Source organism: Dellaglioa sp. CoH-55-MRSF-8, assembly GCF_056782195.1.
Window position 1 is genome coordinate 75,122 of the sequence record NZ_JBXAYH010000005.1, and the last position, 23,821, is coordinate 98,942.

Genomic DNA, 23,821 nt, shown 5'->3' on the forward strand with positions numbered 1-23,821 from the left:
AGTAAATTGCAAGTTAAAATCCGATAAGAATTCGCTTACTAATCAATTTCTGGTGCATGAGCTACTGGTAATTTGTCAAAATAACCTTTTTTATTCACTTGACGACCACGAGCAATACCCATATCGTGTGAATCAATATTATCTGTAATTGTTGATCCGGCAGCGATAAATACATGATCACCAACTTCTAGTGGTGCAACTACATTAGATCCACTACCAATAAATGAATGATCACCAATGTTGGTATGGTGTTTATTAACGCCATCATAATTAACAAAAACGACGCCGCAGCCGACATTAATATCTTTACCTAAAGTGGCATCCCCGACATAAGTCAAATGACCAACTTTAGTACTCTTACCGATAGTTGCATTTTTAATTTCTACAAAATTACCGATATGAGCAGCTTCACCAATATGTGCTTGAGGACGTAAGTGACTGTATGGTCCAATGTTACTCATTGTTTCCATTTCAGAATCTTCAAGATATGATGACGTAACAGTTACCTTATCATGAATAATACTATCAATAATTTCAGAATGAGCACCAATGACACAATCTTCACCAATGACTGTATTACCTTTTAAGTAAACGCCTGGTTCTACAATTGTATCTGAACCAATTTTAACATTATATTCGATGTAAGTCGTCTCAGGATCAACTAAAGTCACACCATTGCGCATATGTTTTTCGTTAATCCGGCGTTGCATAACTTTAGTTGCAGCAGATAAAGCCACACGATCATTTACACCCATTGATTCAGAGAAATCTTTCATGCGGTAAGCTGCGACTATCTTACCTTGTTTTTTAAGAATTTCCATAACGTCAGTTAAGTAATATTCACCTTGTGCATTATCATTTGTTACTTCATGTAAAGCTTCAAATAAAGTTTTATTATCAAAACAGTACACACCTGTGTTAATTTCTTGAACATTAGCTTCTTGAATTGTGGCATCTTTTTGTTCAACAATTTTTTCAACAATCCCAATATCATTACGAATAATTCGACCGTAACCCGTTGGATCTTCTGCTTGTGCTGTTAGAACAGTTGCAGCAGCACCTTTTTCTTTATGATATTCAAATAATTCACCAAATGTTTTGGCAGTAAGTAACGGTGTATCACCATTAGCAATAATGGTCATACCCTCTTTATCTTTTAAGATTTTTTCTGCTTGAAGGACAGCATGACCAGTTCCCAATTGTTCTGCTTGAAGAACATATTCTGAGCGATTGCCTAACGTTTCTTCAACCTGCTCAGCACCATGTCCCACAATAGTAACAACTTCATCCATATTATTTGCTTCAATTTCCGATAAAACGTGGTCAACCATTGGACGCCCAGCAATCGGATGTAACACTTTATATAGTTTAGATTTCATTCTTGTACCTTTACCGGCAGCAAGAATAATGGCATATTTAGCAACTGTCATTAGATAGTCTCCTCCAATTATATTCTAATATTCTACCTTAATAATAGCTTAAACCCGTATGCGTTGCAAGATTTCGAATAAATATGCTTACTTTATTCGAAATTAAAAAACACTTGATTTTAAATTATTATTGGAATTTTCTAAAAAAAACTTAATGTTAAATTTAACATTAAGTTTTCATATAAATTATCTATTAACTTTTTATTTTTTAAATGTTTTTGTTAAATAATTTCCTTCACTAACATGAATGGTTTTGTCTGTATGATTAATTTCATCAACTTTTAACAATGAACTATAATCATCAACAATTCGGTCACCACTAAAGGCGCCCTCAGCGAAAACGGAAATACCGACTAAGTTTGCTTCAAACTCTTCGATTAAACTCTTCATTCCGTTAACTGTGCCGCCACCCTTCATGAAATCATCTACGATTAATACGTTAGCACCACGTTTTAAACTACGCTTTGATAATTCCATTTTTTCAATACGTTCACTCGAGCCAGATACATAGTTAACACTAACGGTTGAACCCTCGGTAATTTTTGAATCGCGACGCACAATAACAAATGGCACATTCAAAAATGTTGAGACACTTTGTGCGATGGGTACACCTTTAGTTGCAACTGTCATAACGGCATCAATTTTTTGGTCTAAGTACTCTGTTGCAATCAAGCGTCCTACTTGACGTAAAACGTCAGGACGGCCAAGTAAATCAGATAGATAGACATAGCCACCAGGTAATAACCGATCTTTTTCTGATAACTCCTCAGTCATTGATTCAATAAATTCACGTGCTTCTGCTTCATCAATAGATGGAATAAAACGTGCACCGCCAGCTGCGCCAGGAATTGTTTCTAGCGTTCCCGTGCCTCGCTCTCTAACTGTACGTTTTACAATCGCAAGATCTTCACTGATTGATGATTTAGCTGATTCATAGCGTTTTGAGAAATACGTCAAAGAAACCAACGTATGTGGTCTTTCTAGCAAATAACGAGTCATATCAATTAATCGATCGCTTCTTCTTGTTTTCATATATATATCAGGCCTTTCTTTTAAACATATCTAGTATTCAAAGTGTGATTTTCATTATAACCCGTTTTACCGAATAATAACAGTAAAATGCCAAAATATAATTATTAACGTTCGGTTTTTAATGATTTTCTAATAAAAAAACAAGCTATTTTTAAAAGTAGCTTGTTGATTGTTAATATTCGGTTTTATTTTTGTTTATTAATTTGAAGTCTAACGGATATAACTTTAATAATACTGCATATAATGAAAATCGTAATGAATAATAGCGTAATCGTTGCGCCAGGCGGTGTATTAAATTGGTAAGATGACATTAATCCGCCAACCATCCCTATTACACCAACTATCACACCAATTATAATAACCAGATTAAAGCTACGACCCAATCGCATTGCAATTGCTGCAGGTAAAATCATAATTGCAGAAACGAGTAGTGCCCCGGCAATTGGCATCATTATAGCAATCGTCACACCTGTAACTGCGTTAAAACTAATTGACATCAATCTAACCGGTAACCCTTCAGCAAAAGCCGTCTCTTCGTCAAAAGTTAAAACATACATTGGCTTTTTGAATAGTAGGAAGAGAACGACAATTAATACAGTTAAAATTGCTAAAATGATAACCTGCGCTGAACTAATCGTCACAATTGAACCAAATAAATATTGCTGTACACTCATTGAACTGGCACCTTGATTTAAACTCATTAAAACTAAGGCAATTGATAGTCCGGCAGACATCATAATGGCAATTGAAACTTCTGAATACGTACGGTATAAATTGCTTAAAAATTCAATTAAAACTGAGGCAATTAAAACCACAATCAGTGTGGTAATTGTTGGATTAATATTAACAAACAATCCTAACGCGACCCCTGCTAACGAAACGTGTGACAATGTATCTGCCAAAAGCGATTGCCTTCTTAAAACTAAGAATAATCCCAATAACGGCGTAATTACTGCCATTAAAAGTGAAGCAATTAAAGCTCGTTGCATGAATCCATCGAGAAACATCTCCATTGTGAGTCCTCCTTTCTAACTAATTTAATGTGACGATCAATATATTCTGAAACATCTTCATGATCATGCGTTATCATCAAGATACCTTTATGATGCGTATGGGCTTCATGTTGTAATAATTCGTAGAAATCGTGACGCGATTGTTCATCCATCCCTGTTGTTGGTTCATCTAAAATAAATAAATCAGGATCTGCTGCAAAAATACGGGCTAAACAAACACGTTGTTTTTGACCACCAGATAATTCACCAATTTTATGATTCTTAAAGTTCCACATATTAACTGTTTCAAGTGCTTTTTTTATATGTTCATGATCATTTTTATTCAGACGTCTTAACCAACGATTTTGTTGGTAACGGCCTGATGCTACTAGTTCATATACTGTTGACGGAAACCCCGCATTAAATGATGAAATCTCTTGTGGGATATATCCGACACGTAATTTTTTATTATCTAAATTAGTTTTAGAAATTTCAGCAGTTCCTTTAGCCGGATGTAATAGGCCAAGTACATTTCTAATTAAAGTTGATTTTGCAGCACCATTTTCACCAGTTAAAATGACAAATTCACCCGAATCAATGTGGAAATTAATATCTTGTAAAACAGGTTCTTCATCGTAATAAAAGGTAAGATCTTTGACTTCAATATATTTCATCTATTCTCCTTATTTAACAACCGTTTTTAACGATTTTAAATTATCTTGCATAACTGAAAGGTATGTTTCTCCATTTTCGATTTGAACTTTTGATAGTCCTTCAATTGGATTCAATCCTTTAACCTTAATATTTGTTTCTTTAGCTAGCATATTCGCAATTTTACTAGAATCATTAGATTCAGTAAAAATGGTATCTACATGATACTTTTTAATATACGTTTGTAGCTCTGCCAAACGTCTTGGACTAGGTTCTTCATCCGAAGAAATACCCGCAACCGCAACTTGCGTTAGTCCATATTGTTTTGCCAAGTAAGCAAATGCAGCATGTTGCGTAACAAATGTTTTATTCTTAGCATTTTTAAATGTCGTTTTATATTCTTGATTTAATTCCGTTAATTTTTTCAAATAAGCATTTGTTCGTTTTACATAATACTTTTCATTTTTAGGATCTTGCTGAATTAATTCATTTGAAATGTTTTTAACCATTTTTTTTGCGTTTTCAGGATTTAACCAAATATGAGGGTCATAATTATTAGTCGATGAAAATGAACTTTCCTCTTCTTTATTAGCTAATTCAGCCTCTTCACTTTTCAATTCTTCGTTCTCATCAATCATTTTAATTGAATGACTAGAATTTAAAATCTGCGTTTGTTTTTCATCAATACTTGATTTCAAACTTTTAACCCACGTTTCCATATTATTACTACTATAGATAAAGATATCTGACCTCGCAATTTTACTAATATCCTTTGCACTAGGTTCGTAATCATGCGGTTCTGTCCCGGCAGGCATCAACATTGTTATATCTGCGTTATCGCCTGCAACTGCCTTAGTAAATTCATACACTGGGTAAAATGTCGTGATAACCTGTAATTTATTAGACTCTTTCTTAGTTGCCCCTTGCCCACACCCGGTCAATACAACAACTAACATCGTGAGTACTATGCTTACTAAAATTAATTTTTTTTGCATGGTTTCTCCCTCATTTTTTCAAATCGTAATCTAAATAGTAATCAATACCATTACCGACAAATATTAGAATATCATTTTAGGTACAGCTACGTCAACTTTTTTAAGTGTCACTACGGTGTTAAGCTGTCATTCGTATAAGTTCATCTTGTTATAATAACTGTATTTAAAGTCGACCTGTCAGCAAGTGAACCGTTTCCAATTTAAAAGTGAACTATATCATTAGAATTAAATATAATTTACTATTAATATCTTGCGCGCAAAAAGACGCAACATCATAACTAACCATTAGTTACGATGTTGCGTCTCATTATTTTATCTGGTAACTCTTATTTTACTCTAGAATATCTTGATATAATTCTAATCCTAGCCTATTCATTCCCGGAATCTGCTTATCTTCAGTTCCCGATTCTGACATCGCCACAACTATAAATGCCTTTTTATCTTTTTCTATAATGGCAGCATCATTTTGAATACCATATTCGTTGTATTCGCCTGTCTTATTATAGACTGTAACACCAGTTGGTAAGGACGATGGTAATTTAGTTAGATTTTTATTTTCTTTTAGTAAATCTAGCATTGCCTGATCCGATTGGTTAGACACTAATTTATGATTATACATTTTTTTAAGAATTTTACCCATATCTGTTACTGACGTTTTATTATCGATTCCTGAATTAAGGGCATCTGTATCCATCATTTTTCTTTTAATTGTTGTATTAATTGCGCCTAATTTTTTAATTTCTGTATTAATTGAAGCAAATCCACCAAGTTTATCAATCACAATATTTGCAGCAGTATTATCACTGTCATCAATCATTTTTTCTAATAATTCTTTATATGACAATCTAGTACCTGCGCTCATATTCTGGATTTCTCCCGTTCCACCGACCTTATCCGATTCTGATAAAACATAGCTATCCTTTAGGTTGATGGTCCCTTCTTTTTCCATAGAATAAGCTGTAATTAAAATAAATAATTTAATCATGCTGGCTGATCCTTGCGCATGATTATTTTCAACTACCGGTGCACTACCATCTGTTAACGAAACGTAGACCGAATTTTTTCCATCAACGTCATCCATATATGTTGCAATATCATTCTTAATTTTAACTTTATTTAGTACTAAACTATTTTCTGAAGATTGCGTTTTTTCCGATGTTTTCTTTTCTTTTGAGCTAGATACTGCAGTAGTTGTTTCCTTCGTCGGTACACTATCTTTGTGCGTTAACTTTCCAGCTATAAGATAACCGCCACCCGCTATAATAACAAGTAAAATAATTCCTAAAACTATTTTCATCGGGTTGTTATTTTTAGCTCGTTTTTCTGTTATTTCATTGTTTACTATTGGCGCTGCTACTTTATTAGTATCTTGCGCTTTCGGATTAAATTTAAAGCCACAATTATTGCAAAATTGATCCTCAACCTTATTTGCTATGTTGCATTGCGGACATGTTTTCATAGGAGCAACATTTTTATTTTCTAACGGTTGCCCACAATTATCACAGTATAATGCATCATTTTCATTCTGAGACCCACATTTCGAACAAATTTTCATATCTTCACCTCGTAATTTTTAGGACTTTAACTTATCCTTCATTACATCCCTATTTTTTCTATATATGTACTCAATATCTGTTACTCATAAACTAACTATCAACACTTATGTTTCCTCCATACCTTTCCCCAAATATGGCTTTTATTCTCCCAAAGACAATCCCCCATTTTCTTGCAAATTAGATTAATCTAACACGCTACATTAAATCATGTCTTAGTTATAAAGTTAACCTATATTAGGTAGTATGTAAATAGAAGGATGCGTTCTTAACTAGTCGCTTAATTAGTCATTATCTCCAATTTTTTAATAAAAAAAAGTGCTATCACAAAGTGACAACACTCTCTTCCAACAATAGCTGTACTAAATCCACTAATCTTTAATTTCTGCACCCAGAGAATCCTTAAAATGTGACAGTGCCCATACATGTCCAGCTTGATTAAAACTAGCTGTCGCCTTTTCATGAATGACAATCTTATAGCCCAAATTATATGCGTCAATTGCGGTATGCAAAACACAAATATCTGTGCAAACACCAATTAAATGCACTGTTTCAATTGACCGAGCTCGTAATCTTAAATCTAAATCCGTTCCCGCAAAAGCACTATATCTCGTTTTATCCATCATATAAACATTTGATTTATCTTTATGCGCCTGATACCAAGGCTCCAACTCACCATAGAATTTACGACCGTTTGTACCTGCAATATTATGTGGTGGAAATAAATTAGTTTCTGGATGAAATGGGTCATTTTCATAATGAATATCAGTTGCTAAAACAACATAATCACCTTTTTGTTCAAACTCATTCATTAATTCTATCACTCGAGCTTCAATCTCTTGAGCAGGTTTTCCCGCCGTTAAGTGTCCATCTGTCGCTACAAAATCATTTGTATAGTCAATTTCAATTAAGGCTTCCACAAGTTGTCCCTCATTTTCAGTTGTATTTAATGCCTTCAACATAACAAATTATGCTAATTATCGCAATAAAATCAACTTAACGGTCTCACTAGGTAGACCTCTTCACAGAAACCTTTTAAACTATTGTAGACGTGCTGTGCTCGACTTTTTTTACGACATATCGCAAATACAGTTGGGCCTGATCCACTCATTTCTGCTGCATCTGCCCCAAATTTTATCATTTTTTCTTTTAAACGTGTAATTTCGGGATGACGTTCAGCTGTAATCGGTTCAAGCGCATTACCTAGATTATCAATTATGGCATCCATATCGTCGTCCTCAATTGCATTCACAACGGCGTTTACATTTGGATGAGTGAGTCGCGTATAATCAATTTGTCTAATAATAGTTGGTGTTGAAACACTAATCTTAGGTTTTGCAACCACTAACCAAACAGGGGGTAAGTCTTTTAAAATAGCAATCTTCTCACCACGACCCGTTACATGAGCCGTTCTACTATAAACGCAGTAAGGCACATCAGAATCAATTTTTAAACCAATTTTTGCCAACTCTGCTAAAGATAAATTGAGTTTCCATAATTGATTCAAAGCACGTAAAACGGCTGCTGCATCTGATGAACCGCCACCTAGCCCAGCAGCAACTGGGATTTGCTTCTTGATATGTATTTGGGCACCTTTTTTAATCTGAAATTTATCCTGTAAAATTTTTGCTGCTTTATAGGCTAAATTTCGGTGATCACACGGTAAAAAACCACTATCAGTTTCCACTGTAATGTCCGTTCGATCGTCTAGCGATTTGATATGTAAGTAGTCTGCTAAATCAACTGATGTCATCACCATTCGCCATTCTTGTTCACCATCTTGATGGTTAAATGGGGTGTCTAAACTCAAGTTGATTTTAGCTGGGGCTTTTTCACGAATCTCCATGTTCTCACCTAATCCTATAAGTCCTTAATTAACTCTAATTATACTAATTATTTCTAAAAATAAAAGCCTAAGTTAAGATGTTCTAAAAACATCCCTACCTAGGCTTTTATACTTATTTTTAATCTTCAAAATCAATTTCAATATTTTTTGTTAATACGTCTGTGTAGCTATATGAAACGCGCTCGAATGAATTCTCATCTTGGTTTAAATCGACTACAAAAATAGCTGGGAATGTTTCGCGTAAAATCCCTTTACGTTCTGTAGTTTTCTTTCTACCGGCTTGAGCAACTACCGTTAAATTTTTTCCGACTTGGGCATCTAGCGTACCTTTGATGCTGGCTAAAGTTTCTGGCATGATGGGCTTCACCTTCTTATGTGAAACATCATACCATAGTTTCACAAGATTTGCAATTATACCACATCGAACATCAGTAGTTCAATAAGAAGTTAATTAAATTTCTCTTCTACTTTGATAAGATTGTTAGATAAAACAATAAATTCATGAATACTTAGTTTTTCAGCACGAATTTGAGCAGAAATTTCTGATGCATCCAATGCTGCTTGTAACGCTTCACGAATTTCTGGTGTTTTACCATAAATTGATTGTAAATTATTCCATAAACTTTTACGTCGATGTTGGAAACTTCCTTTAACTAATTTAAAGAAGACCTTTTCACTAATTGGGCGTTCAACGTCGCCTTCTTTTTGATTCAAAACAATAATAGCTGAATCAACATTAGGTTGTGGAATAAAGACGGTTCTTGGAACAACGAATGCGACTTCAGCATCCATTTCATATTGAACGGCTACCGTTAGTGATCCATATGTACGACTACCTGGATCAGCTGCAATTCGTTCTGCCACTTCTTTTTGCATCATAACAACGATTTTATCTAATTTAACCGCCGTTTCTAGTAAATGCATGATAATGGGCGTTGTAATGTAATAAGGTAAATTAGCGACTAATTTTAATGGATGCTGTCCATCAAAATGTTCTTCTACTAACGCTGGTAAATTAGCTTTTAAAATATCTTGTTCCACGATATCAACATTATCATATGGACTTAGTGTTTCGCCAAGTACAGGAATCAAATTTTGGTCAATTTCAATTGCTAAAACATGATGTGCACGTCTTGCTAATTGTTCAGTCAATGACCCAATACCAGGTCCGATTTCGATAACGTCATCTTCAGCCGTAATATCTCCGGCGTCCACAATATTCATTAGTACGTTTTTATCTGTTAAAAAATTTTGGCCTAAACTCTTTTTAAAAGTTAAACCATAAGTTTCCATAATTGCTTTAGTTCTAATAGGTGAAGCAATGTCTGGCACATCATTGTTAGCCATGTTTTTCCTCCGTTATTGTCTCGTTAATTTCTTGCAATGCGTCGACGAACTCTTCTGGTGAAATTTGAAATAGTTTCAATCGATTGTATAATTGTTTTCCATTTGTGTAACCAATTTTGAGATACTCACCTAATTTTTCACGCTTAGCTTTGGCATCCGGTCCGGCAATCAATCCTGCCGTTTGTAAATCCTCTAAGCTGATCAATGTTTCGCCATCAGGCATTTCTGTATACAAATGATCTAGCGCTTCACGAATCGCTTCAACTGAAGCATGTTCAACGCCTAAACTCCCTTTATGATCTGGGACAGCTTCACTTTTTTTCAGAAAAGCATGCTGTACATTTGGAACGCGTGCTGAAATAGTTTTACGAATTTTTTCACCAGAAAAATCAGGGTCCGTAAATACAATTACGCCTCGAGTTTCTTGCAACAGTTCAATTTGATCTAACGTTTCGTCACTAATAGCTGAGCCACGTGTTTCAATCGTATCTGCATTAACAGCTAAATGGATACGTTTTGTGTCATCGCGACCTTCAACTACGATTACTTCTCTAATTTTCTGCATATTACCCTATCCTAAATAAGTTTTCGGCATTTTTAAATGTTGCCGCTGCCATATCAATACTTGAACTCTCTCGAATTTTTGCGACAGCTTCCAAGACGTATCTTGTGTATCCTGGTTCATTGCGCTGACCTCTATAAGGTTCTGGCGTTAAATATGGTGCATCTGTTTCAATTAAAATTCGGTTGCTTGGTGTCACTTTAACGGCTTCATGAACTTCTTTAGCACTATTATAAGTCACAATACCACTATAGGATAAATGCATCCCTAAGTCTAAGAATTTCTCTGCCCATTTTGCATCACCATTAAAGCTATGCATAATGCCACCAATATCACGAATATCAGCTTCTTTCAGGATTGTATAAACATCCTCAAAGGCATCTCGATTATGAATAGAAATTGGTAATTTTAACGCCTTCGCAATCTCAACCTGACGTTTGAAAACTTTTTTCTGCGTTTCAATTGGAGACGTATCCCAATGGTAATCTAGGCCCATTTCACCCATTGCGACAACTTTTGGCGACTGTAATTGTTCTATCAAAACTTCTTCAGTCTCCGGTGTGTAGGTTTTTGCCTCTTCTGGATGCCAACCAATTATAGAATATAAATTAGGATAGCTTTTTGATAGTTCTAGTGATTTCAAAATGCTTGGTTGATCAAATCCAACAATTGCCATTTTAGTCACGTCAAATGCTTTTGCACGCTCAATAACTTCAGGAATTTCCGTTGTAAATTCATCAGAATTAATATGTGTATGTGTGTCAAATATTTCCAAGGGATACCTCTCCTTTCTAGCAGTAAAATGAAGAAGGACTAGAGCAAAACCAAGTTTTGTTTCCAGTCCTTACTTTATTTAGCCTACAATTGCGCCATTTTTAATATCTTCATCAACGGTAATTAATTTCAATTTACCATCGTATTCTACAGATAGAATCATTCCTTGGCTAATTTCGCCTTTCATCTTACGCGGTTTTAAGTTCGCAACAATCACAACTTTTTTTCCTAATAAGACATCTGTTTCAGGATAAAACTCTGCTACACCAGACAAGATTTGACGATGATCAGGATCACCAGCATCTAATCTAAATTTCAATAGTTTATCAGCATTTTGTACTTTTTCAACTTGAATAATTTCAGCAACTTTTAATTCATTTGGCTCAAATTGATCAAATGTCGTTTGAGGTAATGTTAAGTTTAGAGCCACATTTTCTGGATTCCAATCTAAAGAATCCTCTGTATCATTAACTGCCATTGCTTTACGCCCTTTCTTCTTATCTGAAACTGTCATTTGATCTTTAATATAGGCAATCTCTTCTTCAACATCTAAGCGTGGGAAAATAGGCGTTCCTTTTTCAACAACGACGCTGTCCATTGGGAAATCAGAGTAGTTTAATTCTTCAATAGCCATATCTGCCGTGTCTAAACCTAATTGTTCAAAAATTTCTTTAGGTGCATGCGTCATAATAGGTTGGATTAAGACAGCAATCACACGTAAACTAGCTGCTAAATGTACCATAACACTATCAAGTTCAGCTTTACGTGCTTCATCTTTAGCTAAAACCCATGGTTGTGTTTCATCAATATATTTATTTGTTCTAGCAACTAATTTCCAGATAGCATTTAATCCATCTGAGAATTCCATTTTATCCATTAATTCAGTATATTCCGTAATTGTATCTTCAGCTGTTTGACCTAAGTCTCCATCAAATTCAGTTACGTTACCCTTTAATGCTGGAATTTTACCACCATCGTATTTGTTAATCATCGCAACAGTTCTATTTAATAAGTTCCCTAAATCATTAGCTAAATCAAAATTAACACGTGAAACAAAGTCTTCTGGTGTGAAGACACCATCATTACCAAATGGTACAGCGCGCATTAAGTAGTAACGGAGTGCATCCAATCCATAGCGTTCTACTAACATTTCTGGATAGATAACGTTACCTTTTGATTTAGACATTTTACCGTCTTTCATTAACAACCAACCATGACCAAAAATTTGTTTTGGTAAAGGTAAATCGAGCGCCATCAAAATAATTGGCCAGTAAATCGTATGGAAACGCACGATTTCTTTACCAACCATTTGAACATCTGCAGGCCAATATTTATCAAATAGTTCAGTATCATCTGAACCATAACCCAAGGCTGTAATATAATTTGCTAAAGCGTCAATCCAAACATAAACAACATGTTTAGGGTTACTTTTAACTTTTACGCCCCAGTTAAATGTCGTTCTAGATACAGCAAGATCTTCCAAACCAGGTTTAATGAAATTATTTATCATTTCATTTTTACGTGATTCTGGTTGAATAAAATCAGGATGATCTTCATAATATTTTAGTAAACGATCTGCATATTTACTCATTTTAAAGAAATATGATTCTTCTTTAACTAATGAAACTTCGTGACCACTTGGCGCTTTACCACCAACCATTTTACCGTCATCATCACGGAAAACTTCAGCCAACTGTGATTCTGTAAAGAATTCTTCATCAGAAACAGAGTACCAGCCTTCGTATTCTCCTAAATAAATATCGCCTTGTTTAAGTAATTTATCGAAGATATATTGCACAGCTTTTTCATGTTGATCATCTGTTGTTCGAATAAATTTATCATTTGTAATTTCAAGGGTTTTCCATAATTCTTTAATATCACTAGCCATACCGTCGACATAAGCTTGTGGTGTTGTCCCTAATTCTTCAGCTTTTTGTTCGATTTTCAAACCATGTTCATCTGTTCCCGTTAAGAAGAAAACATCATATCCTTTTTGGCGTTTGTAACGTGCTAAGACGTCACACGCAATTGTTGTGTATGAATTTCCAATATGTAATTTACCAGATGGATAATAAATTGGTGTTGTTAAATAAAATGTGGGTTTTTCTGTCATTTTTTAAGACCCTTTCCGTATCGTATTTCATGTGTTTTTTAACATTCGTTCTGTATAAACTCCTTAACAGTATATCATAGTTTTCAGCCGATTTTAAGCAATAAAAAGAGACAGTCCGTGAGTTTAACATAGACTATCTCTTTTAAAATTAGCGTGCATATTTTTGAAATTGACGAATAATCATAATTTCTTTTTCAGATAGCTGTCCATCTAAAATGGTAATTAAAATCCGCCCAACCCGTCTTGGATCTTGTTTCAGTGCCGTGATACTAAACGTTATCGCCGCAACCATCAACGTTAGTAGTAACCCTTCACCTTTTGTGAAAACTGTTCCAAATAACGTTATTGGATTTCCACCAAAAAAACTAGAAAAACCAAAGTAAAACAGAATGAAGTCAAAAAACCGCTGAAAATAAGTTAGCCATTGTAATCTAGTCTTTAGATTATTTAATCGAGTAAAAATTTCACTGTGTTCAATCATTTTACAACAGTCCTTCACTATAATTTAATTTTAAAATCAACTAATTGTGAACCATTAAAATTTGTCAAATATCGATGAAATTCATCCTTTAAAATATAGGGTAACACAGGAACTAAATCAGGTGTTAGTCCGACGTTTTGCTTATTCAAAGCCCATTCAACTGGAAAGTCTGCTAAAATACCTTCTCGTGTTCTTTGTGGATATTGTTTTCCAAATGGTTGTTGTAAAGAGATATGAAATAACGCTATTGTAGCTTGATATTCGTCGTCCACTGACCATTCAAGATAACCCGTTGGTCTACATTGAGAATCGGTAATTTTGATTCCTGTTTCCTCATATAATTCACGAAGCATCCCTGCAAGTTCAGATTCTTGTGGTTCACGTTTACCACCAATTCCATTCCAAAGACCAACATATGGTTTTTTCAAACGATTTAATAATAAAATGTTGTTTCCAGCTGTGATAACAGCTAGATTATATTTTGCTAAATCAATCATTATTCAGCAGTTCTAACTATAAAGCGCATCTTAATTGTTTGCATTAATTCTAACACTGTCATATCGTACGTACGTAAAATAACCTCTTTTGAATCCGCATTTCTAGGTACTGTAATAACAAATGCATTTTGTTGATCATTCTTTTGAATACCAACATAAGCTGACGCAAAATTAACATTACTTTTAAATTCAGAATGCATAATATCAAACAATTGACGTACTTCTAATTTTAATTGACGTTCACTGAAAACTGGTGTTAACGTTGCAAACGTATTTAAGTACATTTTTGGTAATTTCCACGCTTCAAGTTGTGCATCGAAGGCTTTAAATAAGGCAACCGTTGCTCGGCGAGCTTCAAAAGGTGCACGTAAGTCATTAGATGTTAAGATTTCCAATAATTTAAGTGCAGCATCTGTTGCGATAGGGTAAAATTCTAAGAATTTTTCAGTAATTTGTTCCATATCTTCATTTTGAAAGAACACCAAAGCATCTAAAAGTGTGATTAATCGGTACATTCCCCATTCATCTGGGCCGCTACCTTCTTTAGGTTCAGCAGTCACTGTTGCCAAGATTCCTTGATAGAATAATTCTCTAATATTATCATCAATAAACCCATTTTCTTCTTGTAATCTAAAAATAGTCCCATGTAAAACCGTATCATAAAGTTGAACAGCCGTCGCATTGATTTTATCGTCGATATTAAAATCATCCGTTGTCATTTTTAACATTAATTCAGGTGCCTGATTAAGTTGCAAGAAAAAATGGAATAGTTCATGCGAAATCAAGTAATCAGGTGCTGTAATATCAGTCACATTAATAATGAAATTTCCATCTTCTAACCGAGATTCTACTTGTTGATGCTTAATAAACCCAACTTTTTCGCCACCATATTGAATTTTAATTTCTCCATCAAATTGTTCTTTAATTGTAGTAATTAAATTTTGTGTATTTTGGTGTAATGTAATCTCAACCATTTAATTATCCCCTTTTTTTCTTAATTCATTTAGTTTTTTTGTTGCAACCTCTGTATCTGGTCGATTCTCATTTTTTAATAACTCAGTTAATTGTGCCACTTCTTCGTCTACAGCGCCAACTTTAACTGCCAGTGATTTTAGTTGAAGACCCATATGTCCCTTTTGAATACCCTCAGAAACAAGTGCTTTAAGTGCCGCTAAATTTTGAGCTAACCCAACACTTGCAACCAAACTAGCAAGCTCTTTTGCTGATCGAATACCCATCATTTTTTTATTAATTTGAACCATTGGGACAATATCAATCGAACCCCCAACAACTCCTATGGGCATTGGTAATTTAATTATGCCAACTAAATTATCACTGACTATCGACCATTTCGTCAAGCCACGATACTGGCCATCTTGGCTAGCATAAGCATGAGCACCTGCTTCAACGGCACGCCAATCGTTTCCCGAAGCAATGAGAACCGCATCAATCCCATTCATAATACCTTTATTATGTGTGACGGCACGATATGGGTCAAGTTGAGCCACTCGACTTGCTGAGACAATTTTCTTAGCTATGTGTTCACCACTAATTTCTGCAGAATCTAACAACGTAAAAGGAATTGAGCAGCTTGATTCAACTAATGAATCTGTTGCGTAGTTGGATAGAATACTCATAAGGACGTCTTGTTTAAACTGTGTTTGCAGCGTTTCACCAACTGCCTCCATCATTGTATTTACACTATTAGCGCCCATTGCTTCTTGAACATCTACTGCTAAATCTACCGAAATTAGATCAGCTGCTAGTTTTCGAACTCTGACCCAACGTGCGCCACCGCCTCGTTTTACAAGTGAAGGACGAGCAGCATTCGCTATTTTAATTAAATTCAATTGTTGTTCATTAATTTGGTTGATAACGTTATCCGCATCATCAATATTTTCTAAAATAACTTGACCTATCATTAAGCGTGATTTAATTTTTGTTGTAAATCCACCCGCAGATGCAATTATTTTTGCCCCATTATTATTTGCCGCAATTACAGAAGGTTCTTCAGTTACCATTGGGACCGTCATCTTTTTTCCATCAACTAAATAATTAAACGCAATACCTTCTGGCAAGGTAAAATCTGCTATATAATTTTCAGTCATCTGATCCCCTAATTCATGATTAAGAGCATGCGTTTCTATTTCTAATTTTTCATCATCTGAAATAAGATTGTCATTTAATAAGGTTATTAATCTATCATGCCATTTTTTTTGATAAAATTTTATAAATTTTGTCATTACCTTAGTCCTTTTTGTTGTTTTTACTTTTAGTAAGAGAAATAATTGGTTTCTTAGCTTATTTTACGCTATTATAGATAGATAATATATTACTTTTAAAAAAAGGGGCGTACTAAAATGAAAAAAATATTAAGTCTTGCCAGTGTGTTATTGATTGCTCTTGCTTTAACCGCCTGCGGTAAATCGAAAGATACAGCATCCGATGTAACACAAACAAAGGGTACATTAACAATCGGATTAGAAGGTACTTACCGCCCTTATAGTTACCACGATAGTAACAATAAATTAACTGGTTTCGAAGTTGATCTTGGTAAACAATTAGCTAAAAAAATGGATTTAACGCCTAAATTTATCGAATCAAAATGGGATTCATTAGTTGCAGGATTAGATGCTAACAAATACGACGTTGTTTTAAACAACGTTGGTGTTACAAAAGAACGTCAAGATAAATACAACTTTACATCACCTTATATTTATTCAAAATCAATTTTAGTCGTCAAAAATAATAACTCTTCTATTAAAACGATTAAAGATATTAAGGGTAAAAAGATGGCACAAACGGTTACAAGTGAAAATGGAGCCGATGCTGAACGCCTTGGTGCTGATGTTGTCTCAACAGATGATTTTGCAAATACAATCAGTTTAATCCTAGATGGTCGGGCTGATGGTACCATTAACAGTAACGATGCTGTCTATTCATACTTAAAAGAAAAACCTGATACGAACATTAAAACAATTTCAACAGGTTCTGAAATTCCAGCATTAAAAGTTGCTGGCTTAATCCAACAGGACAACCCAAAATTACAAAAAGAATTAAACAAAGCACTTAAAGAATTACGTGCTGATGGCTCATTATCAAAACTATCAAAAAAATATTTTGGTAGCGACATCACAAATAAATAATTCCAAAAGGACTGGTGCAAAATCCATTTTGTCATCAGTCTTTTTTTATTAATAATAGATTAAGAGAGGTTCCGCGTTTATGAAACTTGTTATTGATTCACTCCCAACCATTTTAGAAGCTGGAATTCGCTACACTATCCCTTTGACGATAATTTCATTCGTTATCGGGATCATCATCGCAATTATCACCGCACTAGTTCGAATATCAGATATAAAAAAAGGCAGTACCTTCACCCAAATTTTAAAAGGGATTGGTAAAGCATTCTTTTCATTCTATGTTTGGATTTTCAGAGGAACGCCTTTGATTGTGCAATTATTTATCCTATTTTATGGACTACCTAGATTACCAGCACCTTATACAGTTGAATTCGGCGCATTCAGTGCCGCTGTTATTGTTTTTTCATTAAACGTTGGTGCTTATGCATCGGAAACAATTCGTGCAGCTATTCTATCAATTTCAAAAGGTCAGTGGGAAGCTGGTTACGCCATTGGTATGACACACACAACCGTGTTATTTCGCGTTATTTTACCACAAGCAGCACGGGTCTCACTTCCACCTTTATCAAATAGTTTCATTGGTTTAATAAAGGATACGTCATTAGCCTTCTCAATCACGATTGTCGAAATGTTTTCCGTTGGTCAACAAATTGCGGCAAGAACTTATGAACCTATGACCTTATACTGTGAAGTAGCGGTCGTTTATCTAGTCTTTTGCTCAATTTTAAACGTTGGTCAATATTATCTAGAAAAAAGAACATCGCGTTACATTAAAAATAACTAGGAGGTCTTAACTTTGATTAAATTTGAAAATGTTAATAAATACTTCGACCAACATAAAGTCTTAAAATCGTTGTCATTTGAATTACCAGAAAACGAAACAACCGTCATCGTTGGTCCTTCTGGTTCCGGTAAATCAACCTTATTACGCTCATTTAATTTATTAGAACAACCCGAAGAAGGTCTCTACTCATTAGATGATAAAAAGATCGACTTTACCCAACCAATCAGTGAAAAAACAATTTTGGAAGTTCGTCGTGAAACAGGTATGGTTTTCCAAGACTATAACTTATTTCCTCATTTAACTGTTTTGAAAAATGTTATGGAAGGACCCCTTCACGTTTTAAAGGAACAAAAATTAATTGTTGCACAACGCGCTGAAGAACTTTTAGAATTAGTCGGTCTTTCAGATCGTGCTAATTACTATCCAAGCCAGTTATCTGGTGGTCAACAACAACGTGTAGCTATTGCTAGAGCAATGGCAATGAATCCTAAATATTTATTATTTGATGAACCAACTTCTGCACTAGATCCTGAATTAGAAGCAGAGGTTTTAAGAGTTCTACTTAAGTTGGATATAGAAAAAAAATCAATGGTTATCGTTACTCATAATATGGCCTTTGCAAAAGCTGTTGCCAATAATATCATTTTTCTAGAAGATGGCAATATCTTATTTAATGGTTCACCAGACGAATTTTTCAATCACCCTACAGAACGCATTCAAAAATTTTTATCAGCAATGACATTCGAAGATATTTTACCAAAATAAAAAGACATCAATTTTTGATGTCTTTTTATTTACCTAATTTAGTTGTTAAATAACCTTCTCGGACACCACTTTCAGAAAAAATGACACCAACAGAATTTAAATATTGTCCCAGAACAACAACTGGTGCAATTCCACCTACAATAATATCCGCACGGTTAGAAGCTATACCACTGACTTGTGCACGCTTTTTAGTCGTCAAGCCTACCAAGTCCTCAAAAGTTAATGAAACTGCCTTACGTGACAATTGATAGCCATTAATTGCCTCCGTATTAATTAGCTTCTGTTTTTTGCGGTTTAAACGTCCAATAATTCGATTTGAGCCGCCAAGTAGTACGAGGGGCAACTCCATTGCTTCCTTCAACCACTCCAACTTTTGAAAAGCGGTCACCAAGTACTCCATTAACTGAAATAATTCTTTACTCGTAATCTGTTCATTTTTTAAATATTTTTCGGATAAAGTCACTGCACCAAATGGCAAACTCACAAGATGTACCACTTTTCGATTAACCACATGGATTAATTCACTGCTTGCGCCACCTGTATCCAAAATCAAGCAATCATGAATTGGTAAGGCTTCCATTACACCCATATAATCGTAATAAGCTTCATCATCCCCACTTAAAACTTCAATATCAGCACCAACTGCCTCTTTAATTCGACGTAAAAATTCTTTTTGATTTCGAGCCATTCGTACAGCTGCAGTGGCAATTCCATGTACAGCAACCGGTCCATAAATATCATATTGTTTTTTAAAACTAACTAAGGCTTCAATTGTCCTAGCCATCGCATGTTCCTGTAACACTCGGGATTTCCCCATCCCTTCAGATAATCGTGTTTCCGATTTTAAACGCTTAATTTCTTTAAATTGTCCATTATCAAGTTGTTCGTTAATTGATAATCGAACCGAATTTGAACCCAAATCCAATAAAACAAACTTTTCCATTATTACTCACCTCATACTAAATCAAAGAAACGTTTCACAACCGAACTAGTTAAAATAATTAATTCCAATCGCATCTCTAACTTCGTTCAATGTTTGGTTTGCAACAGCATTAGCTTTATCACTACCCGCTTTTAACATTGCATAAATGGCTTCAGGATCTTTAGCTAATTCAGCTCGTCGTTCACGAATTGGAGCTAACTCAGCTTCAAGTACTTCATTTAAATAACGTTTAATTTTAACATCGCCTAAGCCACCTGCTTGATACTGGGCCTTAAGTTCGGCAACTTTTTCAGTATCTTTATCAAAGATATCAAGATAAGTAAATACCATGTTACCCTCAACTTTACCTGGATCTTCAACATGAATATGATCTGGATCTGTATACATTGACATTACTTTCTTCTTCAATGTCTCCGCATCATCGGCAAGGAAAATCCCGTTTCCTAGTGACTTACTCATTTTTGCATTACCATCTAATCCAGGTAAACGTCCTTGCCCTTTTGGAGGGAAGACACCTTCTGGTTCAACAAGAATATCTTGTTGATAAATTGTATTAAAACTTCTAACGATTTCGCGTGTTTGTTCAATCATTGGTTCTTGATCATCGCCAACAGGTACAACTGTTGCTTTAAATGCTGTAATATCTGCAGCCTGGCTAACCGGATAAACAAAAAATCCGGCAGGAATACTGCGTTCAAAATTCTTTTGTTGAATTTCAGCTTTAACTGTAGGATTACGTTCCAAGCGAGAAACAGTTACCAAATTCAAGTAATAACTTGTTAGTTCCGTTAATGCAGGAATTTGAGATTGAACAAAAATAGTTGATTTGTTTGGATCAATACCAACCGCTAGATAATCTAACGCTACTTGAATTAAACTATTTTTAATTTTTTCCGGATCACGTGCGTTATCTGTCAAAGCTTGTTGATCAGCAATCATGATGAATATCTCATAATCACCAGAATTTTGCATTTCAACACGATTCTTTAATGAACCGATGTAGTGCCCGATATGTAGTTTCCCCGTAGGTCGATCCCCTGATAAGACTACTTTTTTTGTCATATTTACGCTCCCTTTCTATCTATAAAAAAAGTCCTATTGTTAGTAAATAACAATAGGACGACTGTCTCGTGGTACCACCTAAATTGCAGAATAAAATTCTGCCACTTACCGATAAGGAGGTTACCCAAAATTCTCATATATCCAATTCAGTCCGCCACCATACCTTCCAGCAAAATCAGTATGTCCCTGTTCTAGTTGGCGTTCCTACTTCGCAATAATCAATGAATTATCTATTAGTGTAAGTGTAGCGTGTTCAACAGAAAAAATCAAATAATATTAAATACTAGACGAATATTTCAAAAACCTTTAAACTAGGTCAATAGTACAAAGGGGGCATTAAGATGTCAGAAGAAGAAATCGAACAAAATAGAGTTGATTCAATTATTACTGAAATTAATCACCAATCTATTAAAACAGCCGAACTATGTGAAAAAGCACATAAAGAAACCTCATCAGTTGAAAAAAACTATGTAGATAATGCCAAAATCAATACTTTTGAAGTTGATGATAGAATTGAAACGAATGCCGAAGTGCAACAACAGAAACAATTGGTCGCCACGACTATCCAAACTGAAGAAATATTAGAAAAACAGGTTCATACTTTAAAACAATTAGGCGATTCACCTTATTTTGGACGTATCGACATCCAAGACGATGGCGATCCAGAACAGGAACAACTCTATATTGGTCTAGCCTCTCTAGTAGATGATCATCAAAATTTTCTAATACATGACTGGCGTGCACCTATTTCAAGTATTTATTATAACGGCGCATTGGGTCATATTTCTTATAAGACACCACAAGGAACTCAAATGACAGAATTATCCAAAAAACGTCAATTTCAAATTAAAGAAGGTAAAATCCTATCGATGTTTGATACCAATGAAACAATTGGCGATGAATTATTGCAACAAGTTTTAGGCGAACAAAGTGACACACAGATGAAAAATATTGTTTCTACAATTCAACAAGAACAAAACACAATTATTCGAGATACAACAAGTGACTTATTAGTTGTCCAGGGGGTTGCCGGAAGTGGGAAAACATCCGCTATTCTACAACGTATTGCATTTCTACTCTATCACTCAAGAACATCACTAAATGCGGATCAAATTATATTATTTTCTCCAAATCTACTTTTCAGTCACTATATTTCCGATGTACTACCTAGCCTGGGCGAAAAGAACATGAGACAAGTCACGTTAGCCGAATTCTTCTCTAATCGTTTTCAAGGATTAAAGGTTGAAACCTTATTTGAAAATTATGAGTCAAACAATAAACATGCTTCATCTGATTTAAGAGGTAATGCACTTTTAAAAAAAACAATTGAAAATTACTTAAATGCAGTAGATTCATCTGAATTAGCCTTCACAGATATCATTTATGAAGGTATCCCGTTCTTTAAAAAAGAAGAAATCGCTAATATATTTACACATCTACCACATAATATGTTGTCATCAGATAAATTTACCGCAACAAAAAATACACTAACAAAACGATTAAAAACTAGAATTGCCGAAATGGCAGAATCTGATTGGATGCGTGAAGAAATTGATTCGTTATCTGATTCTCAATATGAAACATATTTAAGTGATTATGAACGCGATGAATTTGATAGTATTGATAAAGAAATATCATATATTGGTACCATTATATTAAAAGATCGCTTTAATATTGTATATGATGCGATTTACAATAATTATTTTATTGATATTTATGAGCAATATGCTAAATTCCTTGAAATTACAATTTCAATAGAAGAAAAAAAATCATTCCAATCAAACTTAGAGCTTCATAAAATCACGTTATTAGATGCCACACCACTACTATTGCTACGAGACTTACTAACGGGTGATGGTCAAAATAGAAATATCGAACATCTTTTTATTGATGAAATTCAAGATTACTCTCCGCTGCAACTCTTATATTTAAAAAATTGTTTTCCTAACGCTAAATTAACACTTTTAGGAGATAGTGAGCAAGCTTTATTCTATGATTTAATCTTACCAGCTAAATTTTTAGAAAATTTAAATCATATTTTACAAGTTAAAAAAACTAATTTAATTATTTTAAATAAAAGTTACCGATCAACATTTGAAATTACTAATTTTGCAAAATCATTGCTACCAGACGGAAATAGCATTGAATCATTCACACGTCATGGCGAATTACCTAAAATATACTTTAGTAAAACCCGGGCTTCTGCACTAGCATCTTTAATAGCCCTAATTAAAAATGGTGATACTAATAACCAACCAGTAACTATCATCACTAAAAATTTGGCTGAATGTAAATTACTATATAGTGAACTCAGATCATTAGTAAAATTAACAATGGTTACAGATGGCGACAGAAAAATTCCAGAAGAAACAATAATATTACCTATTTATTTAGCTAAAGGCTTGGAATTTGATTCTGTTATTGCTTTTGATATTTCAAAAAAAAATTATATTTCAAAAAATGATCTTGGTACCCTTTATACTCTTTGTTCACGAGCAATGCATACCTTAACTATCTTTTCCATTGAGTCACTATCTCCGTTGCTTACGAATTCCATAAATAATTCTAGTGTTTTGATTGTTTAAATTTAGGTTGATTTATTTTTAATATTACTATAGACTTTTATAGTAATGCCGCTTTAGCTCAGTAGGTAGAGTATCACCATGGTAAGGTGGGGGTCACCGGTTCAAATCCGGTAAGCGGCTTTTTATTTTACAATCGCATAAAAAAAGGACATTAACAATTATGTTAATGTCCTTTTTTTATTTATTATTAGCATGGCAACGTCCTACCCTCGCAGGGGGCGACCCCCAACTACTCTTGGCGCTAAGAAGCTTAACTTCTGTGTTCG

General features: G+C 34.4%; 22 protein-coding genes, 1 tRNA gene, 1 rRNA gene and 1 pseudogene. 5 read left to right on the forward strand and 20 right to left on the reverse strand.

The features are described 5' to 3' along the window. Nucleotides 1-38: 38 nt before the first annotated feature. The 17 genes and pseudogenes from glmU to AC1RPW_RS06325 form a co-directional block, all read right to left on the reverse strand. Nucleotides 39-1,430 (reverse strand): bifunctional UDP-N-acetylglucosamine diphosphorylase/glucosamine-1-phosphate N-acetyltransferase GlmU, encoded by a 1,392-nt coding sequence (gene glmU / locus AC1RPW_RS06245; RefSeq protein ID WP_481761788.1) that lies wholly within the window; start codon nucleotides 1,428-1,430, stop codon nucleotides 39-41. A gap of 201 nt (nucleotides 1,431-1,631) precedes the next feature. Further along, nucleotides 1,632-2,462 (reverse strand): pur operon repressor, encoded by an 831-nt coding sequence (gene purR, locus AC1RPW_RS06250; protein WP_409021938.1) that lies wholly within the window; start codon nucleotides 2,460-2,462, stop codon nucleotides 1,632-1,634. 185 nt (nucleotides 2,463-2,647) lie between these two features. Further along, a complete protein-coding gene (locus AC1RPW_RS06255) occupies nucleotides 2,648-3,475 on the reverse strand; it encodes a metal ABC transporter permease (protein WP_481761789.1) in 828 nt (275 codons plus the stop codon). After that, complete coding sequence (locus AC1RPW_RS06260) at nucleotides 3,436-4,128, reverse strand: metal ABC transporter ATP-binding protein (protein WP_481761790.1); 693 nt, start codon at nucleotides 4,126-4,128, stop codon at nucleotides 3,436-3,438. The genes AC1RPW_RS06255 and AC1RPW_RS06260 overlap by 40 nt, the downstream gene beginning before the upstream one ends. Before the next feature lie 9 nt (nucleotides 4,129-4,137). Further along, entirely contained in the window at nucleotides 4,138-5,100 is a 963-nt protein-coding gene (locus AC1RPW_RS06265; protein WP_481761791.1) for a metal ABC transporter substrate-binding protein, read from the reverse strand. 331 nt (nucleotides 5,101-5,431) lie between these two features. Beyond that, entirely contained in the window at nucleotides 5,432-6,655 is a 1,224-nt protein-coding gene (locus tag AC1RPW_RS06270) for a serine hydrolase (protein WP_481761792.1), read from the reverse strand. Nucleotides 6,656-7,024: 369 nt separating this feature from the next. Beyond that, nucleotides 7,025-7,615, reverse strand: a complete 591-nt coding sequence (locus tag AC1RPW_RS06275) for a cysteine hydrolase family protein (RefSeq protein ID WP_481761793.1) — start codon at nucleotides 7,613-7,615, stop codon at nucleotides 7,025-7,027. A 29-nt stretch (nucleotides 7,616-7,644) separates the two neighbouring features. Continuing rightward, a complete protein-coding gene (ispE, locus tag AC1RPW_RS06280) occupies nucleotides 7,645-8,499 on the reverse strand; it encodes a 4-(cytidine 5'-diphospho)-2-C-methyl-D-erythritol kinase (protein WP_481761794.1) in 855 nt (284 codons plus the stop codon). A gap of 118 nt (nucleotides 8,500-8,617) precedes the next feature. Next, nucleotides 8,618-8,854, reverse strand: coding sequence for a Veg family protein (locus AC1RPW_RS06285; RefSeq protein ID WP_409021932.1), 237 nt, complete (start codon nucleotides 8,852-8,854; stop codon nucleotides 8,618-8,620). 92 nt (nucleotides 8,855-8,946) lie between these two features. Beyond that, a complete protein-coding gene (rsmA, locus tag AC1RPW_RS06290) occupies nucleotides 8,947-9,846 on the reverse strand; it encodes a 16S rRNA (adenine(1518)-N(6)/adenine(1519)-N(6))-dimethyltransferase RsmA (protein WP_409021931.1) in 900 nt (299 codons plus the stop codon). Beyond that, entirely contained in the window at nucleotides 9,839-10,411 is a 573-nt protein-coding gene (gene rnmV, locus AC1RPW_RS06295) for a ribonuclease M5 (RefSeq protein ID WP_409021930.1), read from the reverse strand. Before rnmV ends, rsmA begins: the two co-directional genes overlap by 8 nt. 1 nt (nucleotide 10,412) lies before the next feature. Next, nucleotides 10,413-11,183, reverse strand: a complete 771-nt coding sequence (locus tag AC1RPW_RS06300) for a TatD family hydrolase (protein WP_481761795.1) — start codon at nucleotides 11,181-11,183, stop codon at nucleotides 10,413-10,415. A gap of 78 nt (nucleotides 11,184-11,261) precedes the next feature. Further along, nucleotides 11,262-13,295 carry a methionine--tRNA ligase gene (gene metG, locus AC1RPW_RS06305; RefSeq protein ID WP_481761796.1) on the reverse strand — a complete coding sequence of 678 codons (2,034 nt, stop codon included), beginning with the start codon at nucleotides 13,293-13,295 and terminating at the stop codon, nucleotides 11,262-11,264. Between the two features lie 148 nt (nucleotides 13,296-13,443). Next, nucleotides 13,444-13,776 carry a hypothetical protein gene (locus tag AC1RPW_RS06310; protein ID WP_409021927.1) on the reverse strand — a complete coding sequence of 111 codons (333 nt, stop codon included), beginning with the start codon at nucleotides 13,774-13,776 and terminating at the stop codon, nucleotides 13,444-13,446. A gap of 17 nt (nucleotides 13,777-13,793) precedes the next feature. Beyond that, the gene (locus AC1RPW_RS06315) at nucleotides 13,794-14,273 is read right to left on the reverse strand and encodes an NUDIX domain-containing protein (protein WP_481761797.1); all 480 of its coding nucleotides are present in this window, start codon (nucleotides 14,271-14,273) and stop codon (nucleotides 13,794-13,796) included. Further along, on the reverse strand, nucleotides 14,273-15,247 hold the full coding sequence (locus tag AC1RPW_RS06320; RefSeq protein WP_481761798.1) for an IpaB/EvcA family protein: 975 nt from the start codon (nucleotides 15,245-15,247) through the stop codon (nucleotides 14,273-14,275). Before AC1RPW_RS06320 ends, AC1RPW_RS06315 begins: the two co-directional genes overlap by 1 nt. Beyond that, nucleotides 15,248-16,519, reverse strand: a pseudogene (locus AC1RPW_RS06325) (hydroxymethylglutaryl-CoA reductase, degradative); the annotation flags it as partial. It abuts the gene before it with no gap. 114 nt (nucleotides 16,520-16,633) lie between these two features. On the opposite strand from AC1RPW_RS06325, the gene AC1RPW_RS06330 reads away from it, so the two are divergent. From AC1RPW_RS06330 to AC1RPW_RS06340, 3 genes are all read left to right on the forward strand, one after another. After that, nucleotides 16,634-17,419: a transporter substrate-binding domain-containing protein gene (locus AC1RPW_RS06330; protein WP_481761799.1), complete on the forward strand. Its 786-nt coding sequence runs from the start codon at nucleotides 16,634-16,636 to the stop codon at nucleotides 17,417-17,419. A 79-nt stretch (nucleotides 17,420-17,498) separates the two neighbouring features. Next, nucleotides 17,499-18,200 (forward strand): amino acid ABC transporter permease, encoded by a 702-nt coding sequence (locus tag AC1RPW_RS06335; RefSeq protein WP_481761800.1) that lies wholly within the window; start codon nucleotides 17,499-17,501, stop codon nucleotides 18,198-18,200. A 12-nt stretch (nucleotides 18,201-18,212) separates the two neighbouring features. Next, nucleotides 18,213-18,965, forward strand: coding sequence for an amino acid ABC transporter ATP-binding protein (locus AC1RPW_RS06340; RefSeq protein ID WP_481761801.1), 753 nt, complete (start codon nucleotides 18,213-18,215; stop codon nucleotides 18,963-18,965). A gap of 25 nt (nucleotides 18,966-18,990) precedes the next feature. Here the strand turns inward: AC1RPW_RS06340 and AC1RPW_RS06345 are convergent, their stop codons facing one another. Together AC1RPW_RS06345 and trpS are read right to left on the reverse strand one after the other, a co-directional pair. Beyond that, nucleotides 18,991-19,908 (reverse strand): Ppx/GppA phosphatase family protein, encoded by a 918-nt coding sequence (locus AC1RPW_RS06345; protein WP_481761802.1) that lies wholly within the window; start codon nucleotides 19,906-19,908, stop codon nucleotides 18,991-18,993. A gap of 45 nt (nucleotides 19,909-19,953) precedes the next feature. Next, nucleotides 19,954-20,970: a tryptophan--tRNA ligase gene (trpS, locus tag AC1RPW_RS06350; RefSeq protein WP_481761803.1), complete on the reverse strand. Its 1,017-nt coding sequence runs from the start codon at nucleotides 20,968-20,970 to the stop codon at nucleotides 19,954-19,956. Between the two features lie 341 nt (nucleotides 20,971-21,311). Here trpS and helD point away from each other — a divergent pair, with 341 nt between their 5' ends. After that, nucleotides 21,312-23,555, forward strand: coding sequence for an RNA polymerase recycling motor HelD (gene helD, locus AC1RPW_RS06355; RefSeq protein WP_481761804.1), 2,244 nt, complete (start codon nucleotides 21,312-21,314; stop codon nucleotides 23,553-23,555). Nucleotides 23,556-23,602: 47 nt separating this feature from the next. After that, nucleotides 23,603-23,675 (forward strand) — tRNA-Thr (locus AC1RPW_RS06360). A gap of 70 nt (nucleotides 23,676-23,745) precedes the next feature. Here AC1RPW_RS06360 and rrf read toward each other — a convergent pair. Then, nucleotides 23,746-23,821: ribosomal RNA gene (gene rrf / locus AC1RPW_RS06365) — 5S ribosomal RNA — on the reverse strand; the annotation flags it as partial.